We start from the raw sequence: 10475 nt of genomic DNA, 5'->3' as shown, positions 1-10475 counted from the left end.
GTTCAGTACCTCTGTGTTGGCCGCGCAATGTTTAAAATAAGTTTTGGTTTAGTCTGCGAGTAAAGCAAAACTCACTTAGGGGAATGGAGGTGCCGACACCGGCACCTCTTGCAGTCGCGTTGCTAGCGCTACAAATTACTTCGCATACAGGTTTTCGAACACAAGCAACTTACGGCCACCATCGTAGAACACAGGGTGAACGTAAGCATTGTCAGCCGTTGGGAAGCCATCAACACGAGTGGTGTTGTACTGGAACCAAGTGGCGTTAGACATAACCGGGATGAACGGCAGGTTTTCAGCGGTGAAAATCATCAGCTCGTCGAGGATTTCTTTACGGCGCTGTTCGTCATCGATACGACCATACTCATCCACCAGCTTGCCGAGTTTTTCAGACGCCATGCCGTGACCGGCGTGCCAGATCTGACCCACACGGGCTGGGTGGTAGTATTCACGATACGCACTGATCGGGCTGGTTTGGTTTGTCGCTGACCAGTTGAAGGAAACGTCGTAGGTGCCGTCTTTCAGCGCAGAGTCATAAGCAGACCATTCCACTGTGTGCGTAGAGGCTTTAATGCCGATATCCGCCAAGTATTCGGTGGTCATCTGCACTGCCTGCACCACGTCGGTCCAGCCGTTCACGATATCAATCTGGAAATCGATCTTAGAACCGTCTGGGTTTTCCAGGTAGCCGTCACCGTCGACGTCTTTGTAGCCAGCTTTCTTGAGGATTTTCTTCGCTTCTTTTGGATTGTATTCCGCCAGGTCTGCGTACTTCTTATTGATTTTCTTATCCATCGCCGCTGCGTGGAATTGACCAATACCAACAACGGTATCTTCCGCAGTCGCGTAGCCATAAGTCGCTAAGTCAACGATGGTGTCGCGGTCGATCGCCATGGAGAAAGCTTTACGGAAGTTCACGTCATTGAAAGGTGCTTTACGTGTATTGGTGTACAGGTTCCACAAATCGTTTGCTGGGTACCAGTAGCCGTGGGTGTCTGGGCTGGGTGCGACATAGGTTTTGTCAATGTCGGCCACAAAGTTAGAACCCCAGTCGATCTCATCCGCCATCAGCGCCGGTTGAATCTGAGAGTTGTCGGAGTACTGACGGAACTTAATGCAGTCCAGATACGGCAGACCTTCAGCAGCCTTGTAGTAGTTCGGGTTGCGGCAAATCTCGACCTGGTTACTGCGCACTGTTTTAACTTCAGTGATTGGACCAGAACCAACTGGATTCGCGTTGTTAAACGTCAACAGATCGTCGACTTTACTGAATACATGCTCAGGTACGATGAACAGCGACGCCATGTACCAATCCAAAGTTGTATTCACTTCGTTGAAGTCAATGCGCACAGCCGTTGGGCTAACTTTCGCAACAGACTTAATAACACCATTTGCCCATTGCCCTGTTTTGTCCATCTTTACGTCATCACGGGCAATTTCGAGAGTAAACATTAAGTCGTCTGCATCAAGAACTTGACCATCTGACCAAGTCAGACCTTTACGCAAATTGATGGTCATCGACTTCTTGTCATCGCCATAACTGAAGCTTTCGGCCAAACGATAGTCCGTTTCACCGGTCATCGCGTTGTAGATCCATAACGGCTCGTACATGGTTCCAGTAACTAAATCCAACTGAACATCATTCAACGGGTTGAAGTCTTCAAGGAACGTCTGAGTAATGATTGGCACCGTTAAAGTACCGCCTTGTTCGTGTTTTGCAGCAGCTTGTGCTTGCATCGCTACGCCGGCAGCCAATGCTGAGATGGCGAGGACTGAACTTAACTTCTTCATGGTTTACCTCTTTGTTTTTGTTGTAGTCGCGTTGGATCTAACTCACTTCTATCAGTCAAATCACTCAACTGGGTCATTAATTCACTTTTTGTAAGCGTTTACATTATTGCTTCAAAAAAAGGCTTTCAGATGATCTAATGCACCAAATGAAAGCGCTTACATTCGCAACAATAATCATAGCCTGTGCAATGGTCAACCCATTTTTTGTGATCCAATTTGAGGAAGAATGATGAACTGTGTCCAAACAAGTCGCCAAGATGGCACTACAGTGTCCCGGGTCAAATTGGCCCCCTGGCAATCGGAACGTGCCGAAATCCCTGAAATATCAATCAATAAGGCAGTTGAGTATCAAACTCATTTGGGCCTGGGAGGTGCATTCACCGAATCCGCAGCGGTGAACTACCAGCGTTTGAGTCAAGCAGCGAAAAAACAATTTTTAACACAGTATTTTGACCCTGATCAGGGGAGCGGATACAACATTGGCCGCATCCATATGAACAGTTGTGATTTTTCGTTAGGCAATTGGGCTTGCCAACCAACGGTCGATGCCGATTTCTCAATAGCGCATTATGAGCAGGCCATTTTGCCCATGATTCGGGACGCGGAAGCAACACTCGGGCAAAAAATAAAGTTATTGGTCAGCCCTTGGAGCCCGCCCAGCTGGATGAAAACCAACGGCGAAATGAACAACGGAGGCCAGCTGAAGGCGGAATATAGGGAGCAATGGGCCTATTACTATGTTCAGTTTATTCAAGCATTGCAGACCAAAGGTTTCGAAATTTGGGGGCTAACCACACAAAACGAACCCGATGCGACGCAAATCTGGGATTCCTGCCGTTACAGCGCGGAAGAAGAGCGGGATTTTATCCGTGATTATCTTGGACCTGCGTTGCACAGCAATGGTTTACAGGATATCCGCGTTGTTTGTTGGGATCACAACCGCGATTGTCTGTATCAGCGCGCTCGGGTCATTTTAAGCGATCCGGAAACCGCAAAATACGTTTGGGGTTCAGGCTTTCACTGGTATATGGATGACGCTTTCGACAATGTACAGGCGGTACATGATGCTTTCCCAGACAAGGGGCTTTTGTTTACCGAAGGTTGCCAGGAAGGCGGTCCGCATCAGGGGGAATGGGCGGTCGCGGAACGTTATGGTAAATCAATCATCTCGGATTTCAACAAGTGGACGGTCGGCTGGCTCGATTGGAACCTGCTTTTGGATCACACGGGAGGCCCGAACCACGTCGGCAATCTGTGCTCTGCACCAATACTGTGCACTAGCGCCGGTGATGAATTGGACATTCAACCGTCACAGCGCTACCTGCAACATCTTTCACCCCGCTTTATTCCCGAGGGCAGTGTGCGGATACTGGCCGCTTCTGCGAGAGACGACTTACATATCGTCGCCTTCAAAAGACCGGATGGAGCGATCGCCCTTGTGGTGATGAACCTGGCGGAACAGGAGTATGCGTTTCAGATCAGCCTGGATGAGCGATATTTGCCGACACAGATTCCGGCGCGCGCAATGCAGACATATATTCTGTAACTCAAGTTATTGACCACTTTCACCCTTGACTCGATGACGCAGAAACCAAGGTACTGATTCATCGAGTTACAGGTGTGACTGCCTGCACAGGTGCTCAACCGGCGCGACGCCCACTTGCGCTCTTATTAATAGGATCTTAAATGCTGACCGATCATTGCTGTGGTCAATGAAGGTTGCGACACTGCTCTATTTTTTAGAACCGCATTGCTCGCCGATAAGCCATCGGTTACGAAGTTCAATAAACCCTGCCAACGGTCCCGTTTTCAATCCGGCTATGCATGCAGAAAGAAATCCTTAAACAGGCGCCCATTTGGTCTTTAAGAAATTTGACGTTCCGCTCACGATAACCACATGGTGATTTGTGTCGGCATAACATTGATAACTTTTGGTTAAAATTCTGGGCAACCGATAAGCCTCGCCTCTATGATTCACACCTAAACTTACGGTCCTCAGGAAAGATCGACGGCATAGGCTTTAAGCAATGCCAACGGCACAATGTCCAATGCCTTGATATGTGTCCGAGCCAAATACACTTGCGGAGCGGCATCATTGTCATGAGCTTCCAACCAGCGGGACGCACAAAGGCACCAATTATCACCCGGGCGGAGTCCGGTAAAACCAAACTCTGGACGCGGCGTGGACAGGTCATTGCCCAGGTATTTTGAGAATGCCAAAAACTCCGCATTCACCTGCACGCATACCGTGTGTGAGCCAACATCTTCGGTACAGGTGTTACAACAACCATCTCGGAAAAATCCCGTGAGTGGGTCATGGCTGCAAGGTAGCAGTGGTTCATTAAAAACATTCAGTGAAGCGTCTTTTTGCATGGGTTTATGACCTGCCTGTAAGCACATTTCCAAACCGGGAATTAAATCCGGTGCTGCAAACACAATACACGGGTGTGACAGGGACGCAAAGAGTGTAAGGCGTGTGTTTAAGCTAGTTTGGCTTGGAAATTGGCACATCGGGAACACCGGTAACCTCGTGCAATTGCATGTTCCTTGCTGTGAGGAACCAATCCGGTCTAACGACTAGAATTGGTGTTTAACCCAAGGGTTTCTTGGAGGTTTCTTTCTTTCCAAGGGGCGCACCAAATGGCACTTACTTAAGCAGGATTAGTTTGTATCTTCGGTATTTGCTGCATTTTGCGACTTGGTTTTATTGGGAGATTTTCGCCGTCAAGGGCCGAACCGGTTCGACGATTCGGGCTCACTTGTTCAAGCATCCCTGCTTGACCAACCTGTGAGACGAGAATTGCTGCGCGTGGTCGTTTGAAAGGCGGGAAAACAATGGCATGAGCCACTTTCACGATAGATAAAACCAACCTCTAAATTCTATGTACCAAGGGCTGGCGTAAATAACTGTTTCGTCGCATCTGCTTTGGCGGTCATGACGGACACATCGCAACGGAATCAAGGGCATGGATGCCCTTGTAAGCGCCGTGCGTGCAGGGACGCACGCTCAAGCGACCGTTCGAAGAAAGTGTCCGGCATGGCAGAAAACCAAAGCAGGCGACAAAGGGGGGGTGCAAGGGGATCTCCCCTTGGAAAAAAAATCCTCCAAGAGATCTTTTGGTTAAAAAATGGGACCATAATCTTCGTAACTGATTTAGAAATTGAAGTAAAAAAATCTCGATGAAAACATGTCACCAAGTGACGCAGAAGTCGCAGATACAACCAAAATGAGCCTATGTAAGTGCCATTTAGGCAAAGAACCAGTTAAATGTGGGTGGCACAGAAAACCATACCAATAAGATTGACACCACACATGTAAGCGCTTACATTGGCCGTCCGATACTTTGTATCCGGCACAAATCTATAACAAAAATAATGCTAGCCGTGCCGGAATATTCGCTGATTCGCAGCCGCACTGTCGTACCAATCAATACCTGGCCAGACCTGCTGCACACCACTTTGTTAAAACATAACGAAACAAGCACAGAGACTGTCTCTTGCCGCAATTAGAGCTAGCTCTAGTTTTCGATTAAAAAAATGTAAGCGCTTACATAAAAGTGTTTAGCCAAAAACAAAAAAAAGAGGTCACACCATGATAAAAAATCAAAGCCTTGGCGTTTCGCTGATGGCCCTAACGCTGGTTACCGCCTGTAACGTAACAGACCCTGACCCAAACCCTGAACCAGGTCCGTTGCCAGAAAACACCGCCCCCATTGCCACGTCCACTCCCGTGCTGACCGCGGATGCAGGCGATACCTATTGGTACCAATTAACCGTGTCAGATGAAGATGGTGACGAGGTCGCTTTTTCTGCCCTGTCGATTCCGTCATGGCTAACATTCAGTACTGTGACAGGTGTGCTGCATGGCACACCAGATATCAGCGATGCGGGGGAAGCCAATGTGGTATTAGGGTTCACCGATGGCATTGATGAAGCGGAGCAAACTTTCACGATAGTCGTGAACGAAACGTACCTTCTCGACCCTCCTCCGCCACCGGCTGCAGGTCCGATTGTCGATCCCGACAACCCGGCAACTTACACCCTAACCTCGTTTGGCGCAGGGAATATTGCGGACGGCATTAACCCCGCGGGATACGGCTGCGCATACGATTATGGACACTGGATATACAACGCTGGCGTTGTGGAACCGGGTGTAAGCAGCTGTGATCCGATTGGAGCCCCGACGAAGCGTCACCCACAATTGATTGGCGCCATCACCGAACAACCCGTTCCGACTCACAAATGGTGGGGGTCCGTGTCGTTCCACGGTGAAATGAACATTGGGGATCCCGATTCTGCGGCGTACATCACACCGGATCCGATTACCGCTCGTGTCTCCAATGCCGGGGTTCGTATCATGGGCATACCCAACGGATTAGGCGCCAGCAATAACGGCTACCTGTACCAGGTTCCAGATCCATTCAATGAGGTGTTTGACGGAATTGCAGTAGCTAATTCCGACTACACCGACCTTGACGCGTACGTTTATGACCACAGCGATGCCTCAGTAACCGTGCAGTGGCAAGACGAGAATAAACCCGTCATGCGTGCAACCTTTGTGCATGGTTCGCCATACATTTTCTTCAAAACATTCCGTGGCGATATTCAGATTAAAACAAAAGCAGCCGACGGTGGAGAGAAAGGTACTTTCCATGCTCAAGGCAATAGCCTGGGTATCTGGACATCCGTCGCGGGTAACCGCAATGATTTTCTGATCACCGGGGAAGGTGAAACGACCTTTAGTGATATCAATAGCAATGTCATAACACTGCACAATGACAGCAACGAATTCACGCTCACGTTGTTGCCATCGAGCAACAACCAGGTACCGAGTGAAGCGACAATTGCTTTCTTCGAGGCCAATGCCCGCAATGTCATCGCATCCGCCAATGTGAGTTACGAAGTGGACCGCACCACCAACAGTGTCACGGTAACGCATACCTATCTGGACGCGCTGCAGCAACCGACAACAACCATTGCCGGGCTACATCCATTGCATTGGAAAAACAGCGACATAACAACGTCAAATCATCAGGTTCGAAGCGCTCGCGGTATGGTCAAGTTCGCACCCACCAGTGAGTTCAGTTACACCCTGCCCTTTGTTGGGGTATTGCCCTATTTACCCTCGTCTCTGGGCTCTACGGATCTCGCAACACTGCAAGCACTGGTGTATCAAAGCATTGCCGAAGGCACCGAAAACTGGAATGACCGAACAGACACCTACTGGGCCGGAAAGAACTACGGTAAATACGCCGAACTAGCAGCGATTGCCGATTCCATTGGCATGGATGAAGAAGCGAAAACCATTGTTGACTGGTTGAAAGCAGAACTTGAAGATTGGTTTACCGCCGATACCAACGGCAGCCTCGACACGACTAAGTATTTTGTCTACGACGAAGAGTGGAGTACGTTACTCGGACTGGAAGAGTCATTCGCTTCTCATCAACAATTGAACGATCACCACTTCCATTACGGCTATTTCGTCCGTGCGGCAGCCGAAATATGTCGCCAAGATGCGAGCTGGTGCGGTGAGGACCAATACGGTCCTATGGTTGAGTTACTCATCCGCGATTACGCGGGCAGCAAGAATGACGATATGTTCCCTTACTTGCGCAATTTCGACCCGGCAAATGGTTTTTCCTGGGCGTCGGGCAATGCGAATTTCGCGTTAGGCAACAACAACGAGTCAACGTCAGAAGCAGCCAATGCGTATGGTGCGATCGTACTGTACGGATTGATCACTAGTAATCAGGATTTAGTAGATAAGGGGATGTACCTACACGCTTCATCGACATCTGCTTATTGGGAGTACTGGAATAACATCGACCGATTCCGTAACGCAGACGCCGACTTCGACAACTTCCCGACTTATTACGATAAAATGACCACGTCGATCATCTGGGGGCATGGCAGTGTTTTCGCAACCTGGTTCAGCCCGGCCTTCGCCCATATTTTGGGCATCCAAGGGCTGCCAACCAACCCTCTCAATTTGCACATTGGTCAATATGCAGACTACATGGCTGACTATGTCGAACTGGGTTTAACGGAATCAGCCAATGGAAAACCGTCGGGTCTAGTCGATGATATGTGGCGCGACATCTGGTGGAACCTCTGGGCCATGACCGACGCCGATGCGGCCATCGCGGACTACAACAGTATGCCAGCTTACGATGCCGAATTCGGTGAATCGAAAGCACACACTTATCATTGGATTCATGCGTGGGAACAACTGGGTCATTTGCTTACCGGAACCGGGGCAGTGACGTCCAATGACCCGACCGCGGTAGCCTTTGACAAGAATGGTGTCATCACTTACCTGGCATATAACTTCTCGGATCAGGCCAAAACAATCAGCTTCAGTGACGGTCACACGATTACGGTTTCGCCTTTGAGCATGAGTGTCAGCCTGTCGACCGACGATGTGGCGAATGACAACAGCGCACCGAGTAACCCTGCGGATTTAACCGTAACCCACATTGGGAAAACAGACTTGTCCTTTAGCTGGACAGAAGCCACGGATGATCACCGTGTCGCTGAGTATCGGGTAAAACTAGTCGATGCATCAGCCAACGTCATTGCAGAAAAAACGGTGCATTTTACGCAGTTTGCTATTCAAAATCTCAATCCAGCCAGCACCTATACGCTCAGCGTAAAAGCAGTGGATGCGGCTGGTAATGAATCGGCATGGACAAGCGTGGATGCGACAACATTTGATAGCAGCGATGACCTGCCACCGCTGTTATCAGGCAACGTAAGTGCTGCCAACATCGGACCTATTTTTGCCACTCTCAGTTGGCTTGCGGCTGAAGACGATGGCAGTGTTGATCACTACACCATTGACGTTACCGACGGTGGCAGTCAAAACCTGACGGCCGATTCGGTTACTACGACGGTCAGTTTTGATACGTTAACCGAAGGGACTAACTACACGGCAACCGTGACGGCTTACGACGACGCACTGCAAAGCTCTAACAGCATTTCTGGTACGTTTACCACAACGGTGAATCCTTTTACGGTCGACTGCGACCTGATCTGTGTTACCGAAGACAGCGCCAGTTCGATACTCATAAACGTAACGGAAGCCAACGTTGTGATCGTTCATTATCGGATCAACGGCGGAGATCAATTAAACGTGACGATGAGTTCTAATGGTACGTCGAACGAATACGGGATCAGCGGCCTGACCCAAGCGGATCAGATAAACATGTCCTTCACCGTCATTCCACTCAATGGCGGTGCCTACGACACCGCATGGTCGACCTACGTGTTCACGCAATCTTACTGAGCTCGCGTTCACACAACATCACGCCCTGCTTAACCGCAGGGCGTTTCCAGCCCAAAACTCTTTGAATTAGTATAGATGCCGACAAGGTCAGGTAAATAAACAGCCGGTGTGATCGCCCCATGAGAACTGCATTTTCTAACACACTAAGCTGTCTCCTCTTGTTCAAGCACATTGAGGGTATTTCATGCAACATACCGAACCCGCAGACCTCTCACCAGAGTCTGTTGATATCACGCAAGCACTGTTCGCATCAGCGTTCACCTGGGTGTTTTTTGGGGTGTCAGCCACCATTCTGGTCACCTCACTGTATACCGCTATACAAAGTTTGTTAGGTAACGGCGATGTGACCCAGTTTACCATTAAGGTCGTTAATGGCAGTGTTATTGCCATCGCGCTGTTCGAATTGGCCATGGTGATTAAAACGGAATACGGTTTGCGTCATGACTCGGATGTGATTGTCATGATGCGACGCACGCTGCCGCGTTTTATCGGCACAGTGGCCATCGCTCTTTCCCTGGAGGGGCTGATAATGGTGATCAAATACAGTCAACTGGAACTTGCCGGCAACCTGTATTATCCAGTGGCGATAGTAACCAGTGCGGCATTTTTACTGATAGCGCTGGGGGTGTTTCTCAAGCTAGCACCCTCGAAATCTGAAACGCAGGGGAACTGATTATTCCGCGCCAGATTCGTCGATGAAAATGTCTTCGATCGTCAATCCAAAAAGCCGTGCGGCCTTAAAAGCCAACGGCAAACTGGGATCAAACTTACCCTTCTCTATCGCGTTGATGGTCTGGCGTGACACGTCGAGCTCCGCGGCCAAATCCGCCTGTGTCCAGTCTCGTTCTGCGCGTAGTACTTTCAATCGGTTTTTCATGAGTACCTCCGTATCGCGACAATGAGCGTCACCATGTAGGTCAGGCCCACCAGCAATACGACATGTGCAACCTCAACCTCGATCGGCAGTAAATGAGTGGTCTCCACTAATGACAGACTCAAACCAAAAACGACAGCGACTCCCAGTGAAACACCCATCGCAATAAGCTGTATTTTTTGTTGCAGTTCATCCTGAGCCCGAATATGACGCATGTTCGCCAGCATCATACCGACGCCGAACATAGCATTCAGCGCAATGACCAACGCCGTGATGCCCTTTGCATCCCACAAAAGCCCGGGGCCAAACGAAGCCAACGCCATACTCAGCACCCAAGCGAGCGTCACCAAGCCCAGTATTTTTGTGTTTCTTATCAAGGTACGCTCAAAGGTGGTTTTCGATTTTGGTTCCATTTTGATCTCTCCGCCTGCATTAAAGCAAAATTAACTTTACATAAAGTATATTTCTAGCGCCCATAAGTCAAGTAAGCTTTACTTTATCTTCAATGACCATGAAGTACATCGG

At 49.4% G+C, this 10475-nt stretch carries 7 protein-coding genes; 3 read left to right on the top strand and 4 right to left on the bottom strand.

Going from position 1 to position 10475, the window contains the following annotated elements; genetic code table 11:
- Positions 1-135: 135 nt before the first annotated feature.
- Complete coding sequence (locus IYN85_RS12290) at positions 136-1791, bottom strand: ABC transporter substrate-binding protein (protein ID WP_196159173.1); 1656 nt, start codon at positions 1789-1791, stop codon at positions 136-138.
- 226 nt (positions 1792-2017) lie between these two features.
- Here IYN85_RS12290 and IYN85_RS12285 point away from each other — a divergent pair, with 226 nt between their 5' ends.
- Positions 2018-3337, top strand: a complete 1320-nt coding sequence (locus IYN85_RS12285; RefSeq protein ID WP_196159172.1) for a glycoside hydrolase family 30 beta sandwich domain-containing protein — start codon at positions 2018-2020, stop codon at positions 3335-3337.
- A 449-nt stretch (positions 3338-3786) separates the two neighbouring features.
- Here IYN85_RS12285 and IYN85_RS12280 read toward each other — a convergent pair whose 3' ends face one another.
- Complete coding sequence (locus IYN85_RS12280) at positions 3787-4302, bottom strand: DUF2237 family protein (RefSeq protein ID WP_255533731.1); 516 nt, start codon at positions 4300-4302, stop codon at positions 3787-3789.
- A gap of 1081 nt (positions 4303-5383) precedes the next feature.
- Between IYN85_RS12280 and IYN85_RS12275 the strand changes: the two genes are divergently transcribed.
- Together IYN85_RS12275 and IYN85_RS12270 are read left to right on the top strand one after the other, a co-directional pair.
- Positions 5384-9076: a glycosyl hydrolase gene (locus IYN85_RS12275; RefSeq protein ID WP_196159171.1), complete on the top strand. Its 3693-nt coding sequence runs from the start codon at positions 5384-5386 to the stop codon at positions 9074-9076.
- A gap of 184 nt (positions 9077-9260) precedes the next feature.
- Positions 9261-9749 (top strand): hypothetical protein, encoded by a 489-nt coding sequence (locus IYN85_RS12270; protein WP_196159170.1) that lies wholly within the window; start codon positions 9261-9263, stop codon positions 9747-9749.
- Here the strand turns inward: IYN85_RS12270 and IYN85_RS12265 are convergent, their stop codons facing one another.
- Both IYN85_RS12265 and IYN85_RS12260 read right to left on the bottom strand, forming a co-directional pair.
- Entirely contained in the window at positions 9750-9953 is a 204-nt protein-coding gene (locus IYN85_RS12265; protein ID WP_196159169.1) for a helix-turn-helix transcriptional regulator, read from the bottom strand.
- Entirely contained in the window at positions 9950-10363 is a 414-nt protein-coding gene (locus IYN85_RS12260; protein ID WP_230390682.1) for a hypothetical protein, read from the bottom strand. The genes IYN85_RS12265 and IYN85_RS12260 overlap by 4 nt, the downstream gene beginning before the upstream one ends.
- Positions 10364-10475 lie beyond the last annotated feature (112 nt).

It is taken from the genome of Reinekea sp. G2M2-21 (genome assembly GCF_015687175.1).
GTDB lineage: Bacteria > Pseudomonadota > Gammaproteobacteria > Pseudomonadales > Natronospirillaceae > Reinekea.
This window is presented reverse-complemented; position numbering and strand designations above follow the sequence as displayed.

What these genes read in the sequence shown, in the direction of transcription:
- IYN85_RS12290 (WP_196159173.1), bottom strand. Translation starts at nt 1,791, where the DNA reads ATGAAGAAGTTAAGTTCAGTCCTCGCCATCTCAGCATTGGCTGCCGGC.
- IYN85_RS12285 (WP_196159172.1), top strand. Translation starts at nt 2,018, where the DNA reads ATGATGAACTGTGTCCAAACAAGTCGCCAAGATGGCACTACAGTGTCC.
- IYN85_RS12280 (WP_255533731.1), bottom strand. Translation starts at nt 4,302, where the DNA reads ATGTGCCAATTTCCAAGCCAAACTAGCTTAAACACACGCCTTACACTC.
- IYN85_RS12275 (WP_196159171.1), top strand. Translation starts at nt 5,384, where the DNA reads ATGATAAAAAATCAAAGCCTTGGCGTTTCGCTGATGGCCCTAACGCTG.
- IYN85_RS12270 (WP_196159170.1), top strand. Translation starts at nt 9,261, where the DNA reads ATGCAACATACCGAACCCGCAGACCTCTCACCAGAGTCTGTTGATATC.
- IYN85_RS12265 (WP_196159169.1), bottom strand. Translation starts at nt 9,953, where the DNA reads ATGAAAAACCGATTGAAAGTACTACGCGCAGAACGAGACTGGACACAG.
- IYN85_RS12260 (WP_230390682.1), bottom strand. Translation starts at nt 10,363, where the DNA reads ATGGAACCAAAATCGAAAACCACCTTTGAGCGTACCTTGATAAGAAAC.